This window comes from Acinetobacter sp. AS5 (assembly GCF_048957595.1).
In the GTDB taxonomy this organism is placed as follows: Bacteria; Pseudomonadota; Gammaproteobacteria; order Pseudomonadales; family Moraxellaceae; genus Acinetobacter.
Genome location: NZ_JARDAL010000037.1, coordinates 29,021 through 45,394, shown reverse-complemented (window position 1 = coordinate 45,394; position 16,374 = coordinate 29,021). Strand labels below are relative to the sequence as shown.

Sequence of the window (16,374 nt, the reverse complement as noted above, 5' to 3'; positions counted from 1 at the left end):
TGTCATATTGAAAAGTTTCAAGTAAGACGATCTAAACTGATTTTGAATCATATTTTTTCAGCCTTGATGGCCTACGTCGAGATACAAAAGAACCAGTTTGAGGGGATCTTTGAAAATGTATATCGTTGGCAGAAGAAATTATTTAGACCAATCATCAAAGACTTCATTGATGACTTTATTCTCGATAAAAATCATCTGCTACCACAGAGAATCTATAAATGATAGTGCGTAAGTCCTAATATAAATGATTTATATGAAAAAAGCGACCTGAACCGGTCGCTTTTAAGTTGTTAAGAGGCATTTAGTTGGGTTGAACCAATCCAGTGCTTGGAAAACTGATAGGCAGCACGTCCTGAACGTTGACCGCGTGCCTGACACCAGCGTAGGGCTTCAGCACGGGTTTCTGGCGTGAGTTCCATGCCTGCCTTTTTGAGGTAATGTTCGACAATTTCCAAATACAGGTTCTGATCCATTGGATAGAAAGACAGCCATAAACCAAAGCGGTCAGACAGTGAAATTTTTTCTTCAATCGCTTCCTGAGGATGTAATTCAGTATATTGCGGCACATCAACTCGGGTAACGGGCGTATTTTCATGCATGAATTCGGGTAATAAATGACGACGGTTACTGGTCGCATAAATCACAAAATTGCTGGAACCGGACTGTAAAGAACCATCCAGAACACTCTTTAAACTGCGATAATTTTCATCTTCGGCATTAAAGGCCAGATCATCACAGTAGACAATGAACTTCTCTGGACGCTCTGCAATGAGTTGCTGAATTTGAGGCAGATCGGATAAATCATCCCGTTCGATTTCAATTAATCGTAACCCTTGATCTGCATACTCGGTGAGTAGGGCACGAACAATGGAGGATTTACCCGTACCGCGTGAACCGGTCAGTAAGACATCATTGGCAGGTAAGCCGTTTAAAAACTGCAACGTGTTCTGGATGACTTTTTCTTTTTGTCGCTCAATCCCTTTTAAATCGGCCAGTTCCATCTGTCTAAGCTGATGAATAGGTTTGAGTTCACCATGTTGCCATTTATAGGCATGAGCAGAAAAATCAGGAATTTGTTTCAGTTCGGGCAGACTTTGCTGAAGTTGCTGCAGAACAGTCGAAAGGGCATTTAAAATATGGTCAGGTAACTCAATTTTCGCCATGATTTAACATTACAGATTTAAAATTATGGCTAAGATAGTACCATTGCAAAATTCACAGTCAAAGCCAGAAAAGTATGATAATTTGCTTAAAGTAGAGAATTTTCGTTATTGTAGAGGATAGAAAATTTGTACACATTTTCTGGCTCTGGGTACGAGCTGTATCAAGAATAAATATAGGGAAAAGGCAGATGCTGTTTAAAGATTTTACTCAGGATATTAATCCACATCAGGCCTATCGTATTAAAAAGCTCAAGCAGCAGCTGCAACAGGCTGAGTCCTATGAGGAATGGAAATATATTGCCCTGAAAATAGATGAAGAATCAGGTGCACAGGAATGGAAATTTGATAACAGTTCACCCTACTTTGATGCAGAAGTGATCGCACATCGTCTGGGTAAATTACGACGCTATCGACAACAAAAGCGCACCCGTGACCTGATGTATATTTTGCGCGAAGGCCTGAGCTACGATATTGCCAACATTGCCCATCCTCTACTGTTTACCGAAGCCTATGTGGGCACTAAAAGAATTATTGAAGATTATGTCGAAGAAGTCAGCCAGAGCTTAGCCTATATTGCTTCAATAGACTGTACTTGCCTAAGTATTGAAGAAAAATTAGAGTATTTTCAGCATTGTCAGCGTGCTTATGGACAACCGGCCTTGATGTTTTCTGGTGGTTCAACTTTAGGTCTGTTTCATACGGGCGTATGCAAGGCCTTAATGGAGCAGGATTTATTGCCAAAAGTCATGTCGGGTTCTAGTGCGGGCGCCATCATGACCGCCATGTTAGGTGTATCCAAACCTTCGCAATATATTGATATTTTGAAAGGCCATAATTTCTTTCATGAGGCTTTTCATTTTCGCACCATGAGTGAATTGATGAAAGGCAATGGTGGTCTGGCGGATGTAAAATATCTGAAAAAATTTCTAGTCGAAAATCTGGGTGATCTGACCTTCGAAGAAGCGCTTAAAACCTCAGGTCTGCATATCAATATTGCGGTTGCGCCTTATGATGCTGGACAGGATGCACGCATTTTAAATGCCTATACTTCTCCGGATTTACTGGTCTGGAGTGCAGTACTGGCTTCTTGTGCGGTGCCGATTCTGTTTCCACCGGTTCGTTTGACCAGTAAGCGCTATGATGATCAATATACGCCTTATATGGGTTCAACCCGCTGGGTAGATGGCAGTGTACGGAGTGATTTCCCACAGGAAAAAATGGCACGCCTGTATAATATCAATTATACCATTGCCAGTCAGACCAACCCGCATATCGTGCCATTCATGCAGGATGATATTTCACGTTTCCGTAAAGGTACCTTGAGCTGGCCGCAACGGATTGTTCGCCGTCAGGGCGCGGTGATTACCAAAGGCATGATGGATTTTGCCAGAGAGCATGCCGGAAGATTACCTCCTGTACGCCGTCTGCTGGATCATGGCTATGGTGTAGTTGACCAGCGTTATTATGGTGATGTGAATATTGTCGGTAAATATAGCCTGCGCCACTATAGCTATATGTTGCAGAATCCACGGCCGTATCTGTTTAAAATTTTACAGCGTGAAGGCGAGCGTGCCACATGGCCGAAAATTTCCCTCATTGAGACTCAGGAACGGGTCGGGAAAACTATTCAGCATTGTCTGGAGCTGCTAAATTATCAGCATACACTTAATCCAATACCTGAATACATTGCCACGACTTAATTTAGATCATCTCGATATTTCTGATTTTGAACTACGAACCAAAGCCCGTAGTCTGGGTTTTGGTCGGCGTCTTTATTATGCCAAGGGAAATGCGCTCTGGCTAAAAACCCAGATATCGCATAGATCTGATAGTTTAATATCATCTCCACATGCTGAACTAGGCTGGCAACATGAGCTGGATTTTTATCAGGCTCATGCCAGCTCAGGTGATCTAAATTTTTTCCTTCCACATCAAATTATTCAACAGCCTTTCAAGATCAATCATGAACAATTTGAGCAGGCCTTAATTCTGGTCGATGCGCCGGCGCATTTTCAGATCATGCCGCATCAGCAATCCATCACGCAAATTCGGCAACATTTGCTACAAGCTGTGGAGCCTTTAATCTGCCTGCAAGAATTGGGTTATTTGCATGCCGATTTAAAGCAGGAACATTTTGTAAATAATCAGGGCAGGGTCTGCCTGCTTGATTTTGAGCATGTCCAAATACTCCATCAGAATGACCTGCATGAACTGAATGCGACACCGCGTTATATGGCGCCGGAACTGTTCCAAGGCCAAGCCAAGAGCCTACAAAGTGAAGTTTATGCTTTGGGTGTTATTTTTTATGAGTGGTTGAGTGGTCAGCGTTTACAGGCGACAGATTATCTGGATTGGGCCTTTTTGCATTGTCAGCGTCTGAAAGTTGAGTTACCGCAGCACTTACAGGCTTTTCAAGGCTTATTAGAAGAAATGTTAAGTAAGCAGAAGCAGCATAGATTGGCCGATTTTCAAGCTGTGAAAGACTACTTAATGACTGAAATTGAATGAGAAAAATACAATAAAACTTGAATTGTTTCTTATTTAATCAAACGAGTGTTTTTTTATGATAAACGGCTTGTCAGCTGGAAATGATCTCTATAATATACACAGCCATTGGGGACGTGGCGAAATTGGTAGACGCACTGGATTTAGGTTCCAGCGCCGCGAGGTGTGAGAGTTCGAGTCTCTCCGTCCCCACCAATCAATATTTGAGTAACTGGATATTGGGTGGAAGTAGAGGATTGGTGTAATGGTAGCATGACGGTCTCCAAAACCGTTCGTCAAGGTTCGAATCCTTGATCCTCTGCCAAAGTTTGAAAGAAATCCAACGCTAAGTTGGTACCCTGATGGGGACGTGGCGAAATTGGTAGACGCACTGGATTTAGGTTCCAGCGCCGCGAGGTGTGAGAGTTCGAGTCTCTCCGTCCCCACCATCATATTAAAGCAAGGCTAATGCCTTGCTTTTTTATTACCTGAAATTTGAGGGCGGTTTTTTTAGTACCAGATTTTTGCTGTCATGGTTGATGAACATCAATGCGTTCTGGGCTTAAATTATCTAGCGAATGATTGCAAGGGCAGGGCTTTAGTAAATTTCATTGTATTGCTGCAATAATTCATGCGATCTGTATATTCAATAATTTAAATGTTATATGGATCAGTCCCATGGTGTCTATCAATCTTATATATTGGCCTAAATAGATTGGTATTTGATCAATAATGAATTAAATGATTAATTTTTGATATAAAAGTATTTAGCTTTCTATAGAACTACTTGTGAATCAGGTCTGATCGCTATAATATACACAGTCATGGGGATATGGCGGAATTGGTAGACGCACTGTGTTCAGGTCGCAGCGCCCTCTGGGCGTGAGAGTTCGAGTCTCTCTATCCCCACCATACACACTATAAAATCAATAACTTATAACTCTTTGGTACAGATTTGGTGCAACCCTTACTTTTAAGAGTTGCTTCTCGGTCTTCCGGTTTTCTTAGATTTAGCCATTTTTTCAATATCTGATCGATTCCATCGAGAGCGCTGTCCATCTTTTGACACACGTTTTGGCATTTTACCATCACGATCAAGCTTTCTCACATATTCCGCTGAATATCCCAAAACTTTTGCTGCTTCAGCAGTATTTAATGTCAAAGACTTCTTGTCTACAATTTCTTCCAGGCGCTCGACTTTCTCAACCAGATATTGATTCTGAGATTTAAGCTCTTCAAACATTGCAAAAATCTCAGGCATCCATCGGCTTGAGCCAACTTCCATTAGGACACCTCCAATCTTTTACCTTCCGGTCTTTTCTCTAAGCTCTCACGCCAGTTACAATCTGGAGCAACAAGATTTGACTCAAAATAATAAGGGCAAATCTCATCAATCCAAAAATTACCATTCAGTCTAGGTTTTTCAACAAAACCTCTAACATCGCCAAATTCATCAAAGGCCATCCATTTTATTCTTTCAGGCACATTCGACCAATCGTATTTGTTCACGACACCTCTCCTAAACTCTTCACCACACCACTCGGCAACCCAAACACATCTTTAAAAGCCTTATCAAATTCACCGCTTTGGATGAACTGATCGATGCAGTTTTTCGGCTTCTGATGCTGAGCGATGTAGCTGCTCAATGCCTCATATATACCGTTTGAATTTCCCTTTGTTACACCGACATGAATCTTGTCCCCGATGTTCTTAACTGAAAATCCAACATCAAGATTTGAAGCATCAATGATTTCCATAAATGGTAAGAATTCGTCCTGGTTAAAAATCAGATCAAATGGCATTTCTTTATGCAGCTCATCACAAACATAGTTAGCCAGTTGAAGTTTGGTTAATTGAATTTCAGTCATTGGCTGGCTCCATCTCCAAGCACAACATACCAATACACGCGCACCAAGTCGTCCACTGGAAGTTAATGCTCTCAACACCATCTCCGGTGTATAGCTTTTTATCTTCATCAAAGCCAAACAGTTTTGCTTTTGGGTGCATCCCTTCAAAATCACCACGTCTTAAATCAATCTTCTGAATATCCATCACGCCACCTCATAGAAGCGCTTGGCTTCATCAAAATCAGAAGTAATTAACTCAGCACCATCTTTGTAGCAGTGCACGATTTCACCATATTTAAAAGCTTGTTCAGCCTGCTGCATGTTTTTGCATTGATACATCGGCTCTTTAAACCAATCTTCTGTGTAAAACATTTGTTCTTGGTGGTCTTCGGCTGTGCCTTCCCACTCTTGAACCTGAAAGTATTCATCAAATGATTCGATCATGAACTGATTGCCTTCAGCTTTAGTCATTGCTCTGTAACGAGCCAAAGCACGTTCAGCAATTTCTTTTGATACGGCAGGTGACTGCTCATGCGGACTATCATCTTCAGGGCAGATTCCTACGCACCACAATTTATTCTTTTCCATCACACCACCTCAAAAGGGTTATATTTCTTAAATTCTTCAAACAATTGAGTTGCTGGCTTGTTCAATCGGCCAGTCCCTGCAATCACCACATCACGCGGAAAGTTCTTATTCACCACTTCACAAAAGAAGCGAACGCCATGCTGATTGACCGTTGCTCTGTAGCCAATACTGAGCAGCCAGATAATGAATGCTTCAGTCATGAGCGGATGAACTAGAGTTGGTTTTTTCATGCTGCTTTCACTCCCTTGTAGCCACGCTTATCCAGAATCTCCAAAAGCACATCTTGAGCAACCCGGGTCTTATTAATAAGTTGCTGCTCACGCTTTGCATCACGCTCTTTAAAAATAGTGGTGATGCGCAGCTCTGGTGGAATATGACCAACAATGTGCCAATCTTCCGGCTCCTGCTTTTTGATCAGGTGATCTGGTGTGTCCACCAAGCCAAATACAAGTCCTGCATGATTCCGATCCCATAAATGCATATAGGTATCGAGCTGCCATTCATAAAGCTTTTTGTCGCCCTCACGAATAATCAAAGGGAAGGTCTTTTTTGAGTAAGAGGACTTAATATCAAGGATTAGATCTTCATCTTCCTCATTGATGTCGCACTCACCAGTGAATAAATCACTGGTTTTGCGCTCGGTATTTTTTACATAAAAGTTGCCAGAAACTTGGTTGTAGAGGGCAATGGTTTGATCTTCCACAACGCGACCTTTTTCAATTTCAAAAGTATTAAGTGCCGGTTTCCAACTCAAAAGGATTTGACTGGCCAACTCATAAACATGAGTCAGCGCGCCATCTGCCAAAGTGTCCCTGTCTGGGTAGGCCATAAGCTTGCCGATGCTTGAAGCTCTAAATTGGATCATGTTCAAGCACCTCTGTTTGAGCTTTGATATAGTTCAGCAACTCTTCAGAAACCACGTAGTAATCGAGAACTTGCTGCAATACCAACTGACCAGCCTTAATTTTCTTGATTGCCGCTTCAGCCTGCTTTTCAGTAAGAGTAGGGCGAGTGTCCTCCAGTCGCTCGGCTGGTTTTTCCTGCGGAGTCACATCAACCACTGGCGCATAATCTTGCAACTCATCTTCTGTATACACACCCAAAATCACATCAGGGAAGTGCAGTCGAGCCAGTTTCTTAGTCGCCAAATATGCGATTTGCTGCTTTGGATCGTTCACCCATAAAGGCGAATTACGCACGGTACCAACCTGAGCAAATGAAACATCAAGTACACGTGGCTCTGACTCACCTTTGATGGTCACCCAAACCCGAACACCAACATCATGAGCCTTGCATTCCTTGCCATTTACTTTCGACCAGTCGCCATACCAGTCAAAATTAGGACGACCAACAATAGGGGCTTTAGCAATAATTACCGCATTTACAAGTTGCGCTTCATAGCCCAAGTTACCATTTACCAGGTGAGTCTTTTGAGCCACAGCAAACGGGTTCATACCCCATTGCATGGCCTGCATAGTTACCGCCAAGCAGTCACCCGAATTACCTTGCAGGTGCTTTGGTACGGTGATGACCGCCTTACACATAAAGTCAGCAAAAGCGACCATGTTTTGCATTGCAGCTGGATCTAAAACAAGATTCGATGTTTGCGCATTTACTGGCAGCGCTGGCGCATGTTGTACTGGTGCATTCATATTCTTATTCCTCAGTATTTGATTGATACGTGCGGGATTAGGCCGCTGATAATCGCACCAACAAGTGATTTCACTTGCGGCTCAGAGAGTTCGGGGCACACACCTTTGATTGCCTCAAGTGCTTCGCGGTTAATTTGGCGACGATGCTCAACATCCGCTTTGCGTGCTTCTTCCGCCTTGCGTGCAGCTTCAGCTTGTGTAAATTGCTCCGCTTCAATACGCTTACGCTCATTCTCGGCAGCCTGCACAGCACGTAACTCAGCAGCTTCTTTTTCAGCCTTCAATCGAGCTTCGCGCTGTTCCGCTTCTGCTTTTTCACGCTGTACACGTTCAGCTTCAAAACGTGCTTTTTCTTCTGCTTCGCGAGTGGCTTTTTCAGCAGCTTCACGGGCAATACGTTCTTCATGTTCATGTTGCAAACGAGCCTGTTCAGCAAGGCGTAGGCGCTCTAATTCAGCTTGTTCGGCTTCGTATTTTTCGCGTGTCACCAATGCTTTGCGTAGTACTTCCAGTGTTTCAAATTTGGCAAGCTTGGCTTGCTCTTCGTATTCCTCAAAAGATGAATCAATTACCTTATCTTCAAGCGTTTGAATCGCTTCCTTGATGGTAAAAGTTGTCCACTCGCTATCAGCAGCAGTAGCTAAAGAGGCAGCCATACAAATAGTTGCAATATGATGCTCATGCTTCGCTACACGATCCTTTTCAGCCTGTTCCCAAGCATCACGCGGTGCCAAGATTTCATTACGCAGTTCATCAAATTTTTTAACAGTCGCAATGCGGTCATCATCAATAAGCTTGATCTGAGCCTTTTGATCAGCAACCAATTCCTTGCCACACTTCTCAATAAAGGTTTTAGATTTGCTCACCTTCATTGCTAGTGAACCAATCTGATCGCGGCCTTTTTTAGTGGTCACATCTGGAACATGTGAACGCGCTTCTTGAGCAATACGCTCGAATAATTCAGTGGTGCCACCTGGCTTACGGAATGCAGCAACAACAATGTTTTGGTCTGCAATTTCTAATTCGAATTTTTCCATCTCAAACCACCTCTTCAAATAGTTGTTCCGCGTACTCACTCACAAGACGCTGTAATTCTTTAATCTGCTCATCACTTGGTATAAATGTCCGACCTTTCTGGGCTTCAAAATTAAATACTTCGGTTAAGGTTGCATCTCCAACAATCACCCATGAATCAATATCCACTGGCTCGGCATATCGCATATCACCATTGGAGCTACGCATTTCAGTCATGGTGTGAGGTAACACAGCCATTGAACAATCAGCCGTTGCATACAGGTTTTCACCAATCTGGCGATATAGGCCAAACGTCAGCACGTTATTTTCAATCGAAATATCCAGATCCACCTTGAAACTTGGCAGGTCTGAAAAGTACAAATCACGGGTGAAATCTTCATTCACCTTGCAGTCAATTACCTTGGTGCTATGACCATCACGGCACAGAAATAAAGACTGGTTTCCGATGTGGCTGATCGGTCGCATTGCCGCACCACATCCACAGAATTGAGCGTAAGTGTTCATGCTGGCACCTCCATTTTTACCAACCAAAAACCATGACCATCTTCAATCTTTGAAAAACCCTTAAATTTGGTGCCAGTCAATGGAGACACACCAACATCGATAAGTGGAAGCAAGTCAGAGATTAATTTGTGGAAAGTGTCAATATCCAAGCCATATTTGTCACAAAGACCAGCATCTACATCATCGTAGTCAGCATCTTCACTCAGACCGCACACGTGGCAGGCCAACTCATAAGCATCAATACTCACTTCACACCCCAGCAATCGCAGCATTAATCTTTTCAATCTCATAACGATCAACATAGGCATTAATCGTCTTGTCAAAATGCACCACATTCAGAATTTCCAGAAACTCGACTGATGCATCGTCCAGGGCATATTCAACATAGATGCTGTAATCGTCAGCTTTGACAGTAGCGACACAGGTTTCATGGCAAGTACGTTTAAGCACTTCATATTTTTGAGCGGTGATAACCACTTGAGGATTATCATCAACCACTTTGGCAGGCTGGAAAGCGTAAGCTACTGCTATCCCCGCGCTGATTGATGCTGCAATGAATGCAGACTTGAGAATATTGGATTTAGTTGTCATGGCTGCCTCCGAATACTTGGCGAAGAGCAGCAACGACTTGTTTGATTTCTTCTTCTGTTGACCACCAGTAAGGCGGAATTTCATCAGACTCATCAAGAATAATCTTTGAGTATTCACATGGCTCAAGGCTATTCAAAACAAACATAAATGTGTGTGGCTTGTAATCAACACCACAAGCAGGAACTTCAATTCCATTGATTGTGATGGTGCGGGGTTTTAGGCGGAATTTAAAACGATCTGAAAAGAATAAGTTCGTCTCCAGACCAAAAGCATTACTCCATCCTAGAGATTTAAAGGTATTGCTGGTATCCATGTATTCAACATCTTGATCATTCGCCAAAGCAATCAGCGCTTCTTTCCCGCTAATCAACTTGCCTTCATCAACTTTTGTATTCATAATAATTTCACTCACTAGGGTGGGTCATGCCTCAGGTGGTTCGCAGCACGCTGGGGCTTTTCTTTGTCTGTGGGGTAAATATCGCATTTCCGATATTGTTAGTCAATAGGAAATCCGATAAAAATATAGAAAAACCGATATTTTTATTTTTTACTATGATTTAATAGACAAAAGAAAACCCACCGCTGGGGTGGGTTGTTTGGAGTTTGTTATGAGTGATCAGAAAGAAGTTGCTGTAATCCCCAAAGGAAATAAAATCCAAATAATGGGTTGTTCTTACACTCTGCTGGAGGATGTTAGAGTTGATGGCAATCAAGCCAATCTTAATTATATCCTTAAAGAACAGAAGAATTTCGAAAAGGGGATTGGTGTTGTTGGGGCTAATACACCCAAAGAAGTCAACTAAAAAGCCTAAAAGATTTTATCAACTCAGGGTCAACGTTGTATGCCGCCCAATCCGGAATGCCAACTTTTGCAACAAAGATAGCATCATCATGATCCACGTATTGCTTTAAGAATTCCATGATTTGGGATGAGTTAAGGTTTGTTTGAATAAGAAATTGGGATAAGGTGGGTTTTATCCATACCTGTTTAGATAATAAATCTATGCCTTGATGCAGTTTTTGATAGTTCTTTATTTTCTGTAGATCATAGGTTATTGAGTATACAGCCATATATTTCTCCACCCGATCCAAGAGCCGCTCGGGTTGCGGCATTTGATTAACTTTTATTAATGTTTTATAATCTATACATGGACCGGGGATTCCCAGTCGGCGAAAGGCTCTAGCGTTATGTTAGGGCCTTTTGTTTGTTTATTATTTGGGAAATACCTTTAAGCCGTAACCGTGATATCCAATTCCAGCCCCCCCCCTTGCGGCCATTCGGGATTAGGCGTCCCGAATACCTAAGCCGCATATAGCGGCTTTTTATTTTTAATTCTTACGTGTTTTTTTCTTAGCTCGGTAAACGTAGCGAATACAATCCACTACCTCACCAACAAACTCGCAATTTTCATCAAGTGGGATAATATTTGGTTTAAATTCAGGATTAATCGCCTGTAGGTATTTAGTACCATCAGGTTCAATCACCAGGCGCTTAAAAGTTGCATCATCAAACTTTCTAACAACAATAATATCGCCTGAGTTCATGTCACTAAATGGTAGGGTCGGATCTACAAGAATGTAATCGCCCTCATGGAACTCTGGGTAATTACTCAATCCTTGAACTTTCAGGTAAAAGCACTTCTCACAATCACCATCTGGAATTGGCAACCATTCTTCCACCTGGGACATATCAACAGATTCGACATTGGTCATCGTACCTGCCTGAACCCATGACAAGACAGGGGCCATGCGCGGAACTACTGGCACAACGTTTGTCAATGAAACCTCATCAAAAACGCCTTTCTTTAATTCTTCAGCGGTCACACCAAGCGCATTAGCCAACTCTAAAATCGATCCAGTAGATTTCGCATTGCCTGTTTCCAAATCGGAAATAACAGATTGCTTAACTCCAGATTTTTGAGCCAATTCTTTCTGGGTCATTTTTTTCGCTTTGCGAATTTTCTTTAAATTTTCACCCAAAGTTGTCATGAACTTTTCCTTAAATACCGCTATCGGAATTCTGATACAAATTCCAATCGGTTTGGCTATTGTATAAATATCGGAAAACCTATATATTTATAAGAAATATAGGAGGTCTCCCATGAACCAATGGCAAAAAATGATCATTGATTTGAAGGAACAGGGATTAACCCAAACCCAAATCGCTACTGAGATTAATTGCTCTCAAAACTATGTAAGCAATCTTGAAAACGGCTTATGTGGCAAACGCCTTGGATATGAGAAAGGCAAGAATCTTGAAAAATTATGGCTGGCGCACTGCGCACCCCAACAAATCGCATAGGTGAATTTATGAGTCTTGAAAAGAAATCCACACATGTTCGCTTGTCTCCTGAAATCCATGAGCGGGCAAAACTACTTGCCGAAATTAAGGGTAAAGACCTTGCTCAATACCTGGCGTATCTCCTAGAGAAGGAAATCGTCGGTGAGTGGCATGTACTTAATTTACAAGCAAAATCATTCGAGCGCTTGGGATTAACAGCTTTAGTAAGGGATCTGTCTACAGGCGTTAGCTTTGGAGAGGGATTGGAAGGGAATCACTGGGATTCAAGCAAAGAAAAAGCCTGATGTACTAGATCAGGCTTTGTGTTCAAACTCATCGGAGAGATCAATTATGAACAATCAAATTTTAACCGAAATTGAAGTAAATAGAAAGATTTACTTGTTCCAAAAAGCAGTCGAACGATACATGGCTGAAAAAACCATCGCCAATTCTCAAGCGGTAGCACAAGCGAAAACTGAATTATGCAAATTTGCAATGCAGGTGGTGTCATGAATATCGGCGTAGATTTTGAAAAATTAGTAGAAAAGGCGACCATTGTGACAGAACAGTACTCTAGAACGCCTAATTTCGTCATTGACGACATGTACATGGCCGAGCTTAGTGATAAGGCGTTCAAGTGTTATATGTTTATTTTGCGTCAAACTGTGGGCTTTAATCGCAGCTCAACCTCAATAGCAACAGAAACTTTTAAAAAGTACTGTGGTATCAAAAAAAATGACACCGTTTACACCTGTATTCAGCAGCTCGAGCAACTGAAATTAATCTCTGTTACTCGTGCAACAGGTACGACTAACCAGATCAAAATTCTACCAAACCCATCCCACGAAACGGTACTACCGTTAAACGGGACTACTCCCGTTGAAGGTGAGGGGACTACTCCCGTTGAAGGTGAGGGGACTACTCCCGTTGAACGGGACACTATAAAAGAAAATATTAAAGAAAATATTAAAGAGAGCGCAAACGCAAAAAATTCACCGGATGAAATTCTGAATCTCTGGACACCAGATTTACATTCTCTGAATTCTTGGTTACAGCGTTCTGGATTACCAAAAATCGCTCAAGACCAAGCTGAAGAAATTTTGCTTGAAATTAATCCTCACTACAAAAACAAAATTATCACTGGTGCAGTAGGTGATGCTCAGATGTATTCGAATTTTGTGAAGTGGATTAAACGTGATTCAGGTCTTACTGAAAAACTCATGCAACAAGCCAATCCGCAGAATCAACCTGTCGACACCCAAAACCTTCAAGCTGACATGGGGGATTGGTAATGATTGAGATTCATAACAACTCCATCGAGCAATGCGTACTTGCTGCACTCATGACCGTTCAGAACTCACTTGAAACTGTGATGAACGATCTGGATGAAAATTGCTTCTTCGCAAACCGTCATCAGGAGATCTACAAAGCCATTACTGACCTGGCTAACGAGAACAAACCTTACGATGTGGTTTTCGTTGAACAAAAACTGAATGAGAAAAATTCACTGGTTGGCGTAACGCCTGCTGAATACCTGATGACGCTGATGGCAGATGCACCGTCGAGTTTCTACAACCTGGAATCTTATGTTGCTGAACTCAACAAGCTGAAAGCACATCGTGAAGTGGAAAGCATGGGCCGAAGTATTCAGGAAGTGGCAAGAGATTTAACCGTACCTGATGTGCATAACGCTGCTGAAAATATCCTGAACAAGGCGACCACCAATGAGAAATTGGAAAAGTCCAGTTTTACGTTTGAGGAAGCATTAAAACGCGCTGGTGATCAGTTAATCCAGAAAGCAGAGGCTAAAGCCAACAAGCAGTACACAGGCGTTAAGTTCAACCTACCTCATCTGGACAACGTAGTGGGCACCATTCAGCGCGGCCATTTTTGTGTGATCGGTGGTAGACCTGGCTCTGGAAAGTCCACTCTAGCGCAAATGGTGGCGATTCAGACCGCTATGCAGTTCAAGGAAGCGGTACTGGTTGTATCTGCCGAGATGGATGTGGAGACATTCACCAATCGCTGTATCTCAGCACTCACCCAGATTCCATACGACAACATCCACAATGCTGACCTGTACGACGGGATGATTCAGGAATTTGCGGGCGCTCAGGATCGTTTTAGCAAGATGCCGATTCATATCGAAGATAAGCAAAAGCCGACCATTGCAGAGATTCACTCTTATGCACGTAAGGCCAAGCGCAACTACAAGAAATTGGGCTGCATCATCATCGATTACCTGCAACTGGTACGTGATCCAACCAAGAAAGATCGCTATCAGGAAGTAAGTTCAATCAGTCGTGATTTGAAAGCTATGGCAAAGGAGTTTGATTGCCCTGTAATCGCACTGGCACAGCTCAACCGTGAGTCTGAAAAAGGTAAACGTCCGAAAGCATCTGATCTGAAAGAGTCTGGCCAGATCGAGCAAGACGCGGATCAGATTTTATTAGCCCATCCAATTGTGAACAGTGATGACGAAATGCCGAGCGGTATTACAGAAATCATTATTGCTAAAAACCGTCATGGCAAAAAAGGCGTAGTTCGGGTGATGGATCGTTTAGATATTTGTCGCTTTGCATCGGTACGAGTTGAAGAAAGCGCAGGGGGTGGGGTGTGAAGATTCTAATCGCATGTGAGAAGTCCGGAACTGTCCGCGACGCATTTATCAAGCTTGGCCATGATGCAATCTCATGTGACATGCAGCCAAGTGATTCTGACTTTGGACCACATTACCAGGGTGATGTACGTGACCTCCTGGATTATCCATTTGACATGATGATTGCTCATCCACCGTGTACGCATATTGCTGTGAGTGGAAGCCGCCACTTTGAAAAGAAGATTCATGACGGTCGTCAGCATGCAGCAGTGAGCTTTTTCATGATGCTGGCGAAGTGTGATATTCCACGCATCGCCATTGAAAACCCTGTCTGCATTATGTCGAGCGTATATCGCAAGCCGGACCAGATTATTCACCCATGGCAGTTTGGGCATATGGAGCAAAAAACTACATGCCTATGGCTTAAGGGCCTGCCATTGCTCAACCCAACAATGGACGTGAAAGAAGAAATGATGCGGCTACCAAGAAAGGAACGTGAGCGCATTCACTTCTGTTCGCCTGGAAAGGAGCGATCCAACATTAGATCAAAAACATTCCAGGGAATTGCTGATGCTATGGCTATGCAGTGGGGTGGTGATGTGCATCAAGGTGAGCAGGAAGATTTATTCGGGGGTGCAGCGTGAGAAAAGAAGCAGACCGTACATACATTAATTTAATGATCATGCGCACTTTGGCCACCACTAGAGGTCGCGTCTCGATCCAGCAGATTCATGACTCCATTGAGCCGAAAATGGGTATCTCAATTCGCAGTGTTCAGCGATACATGAACCGGTTGGAGTTTTGGGGATTGGTCAAATGTGATGGAGCGCATCCAAAGGGATTCTCTCTCACACTTCAGGCAGAAGAATTTATCAAAGATATGGCGCAAGGAGCAGCAGCATGAACTTAATCGAGAAAACAGAATTAAAGGAATATGACCATGATTGGGAAAATATTTCCAAAATTGGGGACACCAAACGTCAACTTATCTGCACTTGCTGCTCAGAACAAAAAAACAGAACCTTTTGATGTGAATGTAAAACAGTGGTCGGATGAGGAAACTGACCATTGCACGGACATCAAGAACCACATTTCTCCAAATACGAAGGTGATTGAGCATGATTAAGGTTGGAGACCAAATTAAAACATGTCGGTTTGAGAGTGCTGAAATTGTCGAGGTCTTACCGAATGGCAGCTACGGACTTAAATACAAGAATGCAGTCCTGTATTACACACACGATGAGCTAGTTGCTTCAGGCATTAAAGTTGTGAGTCGAGGTGCTAATGACTAAATACAAAAACAAGAAGGTGGTGCTTAACGGCATCACTTTCGATAGTCAGAAAGAAGCAAGACGCTATCGGGATTTGTCACTGTTAGAGCGCGCAGGGGAAATTAAAGATCTGGAACTACAAAAGGCTTTCATTTTGGCTGAGTCGGTCAAGTTTGAGAATGAGCCAAGACGCAAGCCAGCAGTGAAGTATGTTGCAGATTTTGTATATCAGGAAAAGGGGCAGATGGTTGTTGAAGATGTCAAAAGCACAATGACACGGAATCTGCCAGTTTACCGTTTGAAGAAACACTTAATGAAGTCGGTACACGGTTTAGAGATTAGAGAGATTTAAGAGGGAA

The 16,374-nt window shown here is 42.7% G+C and carries 29 protein-coding genes, 4 tRNA genes and 1 pseudogene; 18 read left to right on the top strand and 16 right to left on the bottom strand.

Translation table 11 applies throughout. The annotated features are described in order from the left end of the window. A pseudogene (locus PV763_RS12345) lies at positions 1-222 on the top strand (IS701 family transposase); the annotation flags it as partial. Between the two features lie 68 nt (positions 223-290). Here the strand turns inward: PV763_RS12345 and PV763_RS12340 are convergent. Then, positions 291-1,163 carry an ATP-binding protein gene (locus PV763_RS12340; protein ID WP_004280026.1) on the bottom strand — a complete coding sequence of 291 codons (873 nt, stop codon included), beginning with the start codon at positions 1,161-1,163 and terminating at the stop codon, positions 291-293. Positions 1,164-1,351: 188 nt separating this feature from the next. Between PV763_RS12340 and PV763_RS12335 the strand changes: the two genes are divergently transcribed. The 6 genes from PV763_RS12335 to PV763_RS12310 all read left to right on the top strand — a co-directional run bounded on the left by PV763_RS12335 (position 1,352) and on the right by PV763_RS12310 (position 4,559). Then, positions 1,352-2,863: a DUF3336 domain-containing protein gene (locus PV763_RS12335; protein ID WP_420937959.1), complete on the top strand. Its 1,512-nt coding sequence runs from the start codon at positions 1,352-1,354 to the stop codon at positions 2,861-2,863. Further along, positions 2,850-3,671 (top strand): protein kinase domain-containing protein, encoded by an 822-nt coding sequence (locus PV763_RS12330; protein ID WP_213687139.1) that lies wholly within the window; start codon positions 2,850-2,852, stop codon positions 3,669-3,671. Before PV763_RS12335 ends, PV763_RS12330 begins: the two co-directional genes overlap by 14 nt. Positions 3,672-3,778: 107 nt before the next feature. Beyond that, positions 3,779-3,863 (top strand) — tRNA-Leu (locus PV763_RS12325). A 35-nt stretch (positions 3,864-3,898) separates the two neighbouring features. Continuing rightward, positions 3,899-3,972 (top strand) — tRNA-Trp (locus PV763_RS12320). A gap of 39 nt (positions 3,973-4,011) precedes the next feature. Then, a tRNA-Leu gene (locus tag PV763_RS12315) sits at positions 4,012-4,096 on the top strand. Positions 4,097-4,473: 377 nt separating this feature from the next. Then, positions 4,474-4,559: transfer RNA gene (locus PV763_RS12310), tRNA-Leu, on the top strand. Between the two features lie 61 nt (positions 4,560-4,620). Here PV763_RS12310 and PV763_RS12305 read toward each other — a convergent pair. From PV763_RS12305 to PV763_RS12245, 13 genes are read right to left on the bottom strand one after another with little or no spacing between them, the layout of a single operon-like run. Further along, positions 4,621-4,932, bottom strand: a complete 312-nt coding sequence (locus PV763_RS12305) for a helix-turn-helix transcriptional regulator (RefSeq protein ID WP_420937958.1) — start codon at positions 4,930-4,932, stop codon at positions 4,621-4,623. Then, positions 4,932-5,156: a hypothetical protein gene (locus PV763_RS12300; protein ID WP_420937957.1), complete on the bottom strand. Its 225-nt coding sequence runs from the start codon at positions 5,154-5,156 to the stop codon at positions 4,932-4,934. Before PV763_RS12300 ends, PV763_RS12305 begins: the two co-directional genes overlap by 1 nt. Continuing rightward, a complete protein-coding gene (locus tag PV763_RS12295; protein ID WP_420937956.1) occupies positions 5,153-5,515 on the bottom strand; it encodes a hypothetical protein in 363 nt (120 codons plus the stop codon). The genes PV763_RS12300 and PV763_RS12295 overlap by 4 nt, the downstream gene beginning before the upstream one ends. Continuing rightward, a complete protein-coding gene (locus PV763_RS12290; RefSeq protein ID WP_420937955.1) occupies positions 5,508-5,699 on the bottom strand; it encodes a hypothetical protein in 192 nt (63 codons plus the stop codon). The genes PV763_RS12295 and PV763_RS12290 overlap by 8 nt, the downstream gene beginning before the upstream one ends. Further along, positions 5,699-6,082 carry a hypothetical protein gene (locus PV763_RS12285; protein WP_420937954.1) on the bottom strand — a complete coding sequence of 128 codons (384 nt, stop codon included), beginning with the start codon at positions 6,080-6,082 and terminating at the stop codon, positions 5,699-5,701. The genes PV763_RS12290 and PV763_RS12285 overlap by 1 nt, the downstream gene beginning before the upstream one ends. After that, positions 6,082-6,312, bottom strand: coding sequence for a hypothetical protein (locus tag PV763_RS12280; protein ID WP_420937953.1), 231 nt, complete (start codon positions 6,310-6,312; stop codon positions 6,082-6,084). Before PV763_RS12280 ends, PV763_RS12285 begins: the two co-directional genes overlap by 1 nt. Beyond that, positions 6,309-6,947, bottom strand: a complete 639-nt coding sequence (locus PV763_RS12275) for a hypothetical protein (protein WP_420937952.1) — start codon at positions 6,945-6,947, stop codon at positions 6,309-6,311. The genes PV763_RS12280 and PV763_RS12275 overlap by 4 nt, the downstream gene beginning before the upstream one ends. Next, positions 6,934-7,734: a RecT family recombinase gene (locus tag PV763_RS12270; RefSeq protein ID WP_420937951.1), complete on the bottom strand. Its 801-nt coding sequence runs from the start codon at positions 7,732-7,734 to the stop codon at positions 6,934-6,936. The genes PV763_RS12275 and PV763_RS12270 overlap by 14 nt, the downstream gene beginning before the upstream one ends. 11 nt (positions 7,735-7,745) lie before the next feature. After that, on the bottom strand, positions 7,746-8,771 hold the full coding sequence (locus PV763_RS12265) for a hypothetical protein (protein WP_420937950.1): 1,026 nt from the start codon (positions 8,769-8,771) through the stop codon (positions 7,746-7,748). Position 8,772: 1 nt separating this feature from the next. After that, positions 8,773-9,273: a hypothetical protein gene (locus tag PV763_RS12260; RefSeq protein WP_420937949.1), complete on the bottom strand. Its 501-nt coding sequence runs from the start codon at positions 9,271-9,273 to the stop codon at positions 8,773-8,775. Next, complete coding sequence (locus PV763_RS12255) at positions 9,270-9,521, bottom strand: hypothetical protein (RefSeq protein WP_420937948.1); 252 nt, start codon at positions 9,519-9,521, stop codon at positions 9,270-9,272. The genes PV763_RS12260 and PV763_RS12255 overlap by 4 nt, the downstream gene beginning before the upstream one ends. 1 nt (position 9,522) lies before the next feature. Next, positions 9,523-9,864 (bottom strand): hypothetical protein, encoded by a 342-nt coding sequence (locus tag PV763_RS12250; protein ID WP_420937947.1) that lies wholly within the window; start codon positions 9,862-9,864, stop codon positions 9,523-9,525. Beyond that, positions 9,854-10,261, bottom strand: a complete 408-nt coding sequence (locus PV763_RS12245; RefSeq protein ID WP_420937946.1) for a hypothetical protein — start codon at positions 10,259-10,261, stop codon at positions 9,854-9,856. The genes PV763_RS12250 and PV763_RS12245 overlap by 11 nt, the downstream gene beginning before the upstream one ends. A gap of 211 nt (positions 10,262-10,472) precedes the next feature. On the opposite strand from PV763_RS12245, the gene PV763_RS12240 reads away from it, so the two are divergent. Further along, the gene (locus PV763_RS12240; protein WP_420937945.1) at positions 10,473-10,667 is read left to right on the top strand and encodes a hypothetical protein; all 195 of its coding nucleotides are present in this window, start codon (positions 10,473-10,475) and stop codon (positions 10,665-10,667) included. Here the strand turns inward: PV763_RS12240 and PV763_RS12235 are convergent. Together PV763_RS12235 and PV763_RS12230 are read right to left on the bottom strand one after the other, a co-directional pair. Next, positions 10,660-10,935 (bottom strand): hypothetical protein, encoded by a 276-nt coding sequence (locus PV763_RS12235; protein WP_420937944.1) that lies wholly within the window; start codon positions 10,933-10,935, stop codon positions 10,660-10,662. The two genes, PV763_RS12240 and PV763_RS12235, sit on opposite strands and share 8 nt — an antisense overlap. Before the next feature lie 258 nt (positions 10,936-11,193). Further along, complete coding sequence (locus PV763_RS12230) at positions 11,194-11,853, bottom strand: LexA family protein (RefSeq protein ID WP_420937943.1); 660 nt, start codon at positions 11,851-11,853, stop codon at positions 11,194-11,196. Positions 11,854-11,965: 112 nt separating this feature from the next. Between PV763_RS12230 and PV763_RS12225 the strand changes: the two genes are divergently transcribed. The 10 genes from PV763_RS12225 to PV763_RS12180 are packed head-to-tail and all read left to right on the top strand — an operon-like array spanning position 11,966 to position 16,367. Continuing rightward, positions 11,966-12,166, top strand: coding sequence for a helix-turn-helix domain-containing protein (locus PV763_RS12225; RefSeq protein ID WP_035266242.1), 201 nt, complete (start codon positions 11,966-11,968; stop codon positions 12,164-12,166). 8 nt (positions 12,167-12,174) lie between these two features. Next, complete coding sequence (locus PV763_RS12220; RefSeq protein ID WP_420937942.1) at positions 12,175-12,450, top strand: hypothetical protein; 276 nt, start codon at positions 12,175-12,177, stop codon at positions 12,448-12,450. Positions 12,451-12,496: 46 nt separating this feature from the next. Continuing rightward, positions 12,497-12,658 carry a hypothetical protein gene (locus tag PV763_RS12215; RefSeq protein WP_420937941.1) on the top strand — a complete coding sequence of 54 codons (162 nt, stop codon included), beginning with the start codon at positions 12,497-12,499 and terminating at the stop codon, positions 12,656-12,658. Next, positions 12,655-13,437, top strand: coding sequence for a replication protein (locus PV763_RS12210; RefSeq protein ID WP_420937940.1), 783 nt, complete (start codon positions 12,655-12,657; stop codon positions 13,435-13,437). The genes PV763_RS12215 and PV763_RS12210 overlap by 4 nt, the downstream gene beginning before the upstream one ends. Beyond that, the gene (locus tag PV763_RS12205) at positions 13,437-14,765 is read left to right on the top strand and encodes a replicative DNA helicase (RefSeq protein WP_420937939.1); all 1,329 of its coding nucleotides are present in this window, start codon (positions 13,437-13,439) and stop codon (positions 14,763-14,765) included. The genes PV763_RS12210 and PV763_RS12205 overlap by 1 nt, the downstream gene beginning before the upstream one ends. Beyond that, positions 14,762-15,388, top strand: coding sequence for a hypothetical protein (locus PV763_RS12200; RefSeq protein ID WP_420937938.1), 627 nt, complete (start codon positions 14,762-14,764; stop codon positions 15,386-15,388). Before PV763_RS12205 ends, PV763_RS12200 begins: the two co-directional genes overlap by 4 nt. A gap of 38 nt (positions 15,389-15,426) precedes the next feature. After that, positions 15,427-15,648 carry a hypothetical protein gene (locus tag PV763_RS12195; protein WP_420937937.1) on the top strand — a complete coding sequence of 74 codons (222 nt, stop codon included), beginning with the start codon at positions 15,427-15,429 and terminating at the stop codon, positions 15,646-15,648. 36 nt (positions 15,649-15,684) lie between these two features. Further along, complete coding sequence (locus tag PV763_RS12190) at positions 15,685-15,870, top strand: hypothetical protein (protein ID WP_420937936.1); 186 nt, start codon at positions 15,685-15,687, stop codon at positions 15,868-15,870. Next, positions 15,863-16,036 carry a hypothetical protein gene (locus tag PV763_RS12185; RefSeq protein ID WP_420937935.1) on the top strand — a complete coding sequence of 58 codons (174 nt, stop codon included), beginning with the start codon at positions 15,863-15,865 and terminating at the stop codon, positions 16,034-16,036. The genes PV763_RS12190 and PV763_RS12185 overlap by 8 nt, the downstream gene beginning before the upstream one ends. Next, on the top strand, positions 16,029-16,367 hold the full coding sequence (locus PV763_RS12180; RefSeq protein WP_420937934.1) for a DUF1064 domain-containing protein: 339 nt from the start codon (positions 16,029-16,031) through the stop codon (positions 16,365-16,367). Before PV763_RS12185 ends, PV763_RS12180 begins: the two co-directional genes overlap by 8 nt. Positions 16,368-16,374 lie beyond the last annotated feature (7 nt).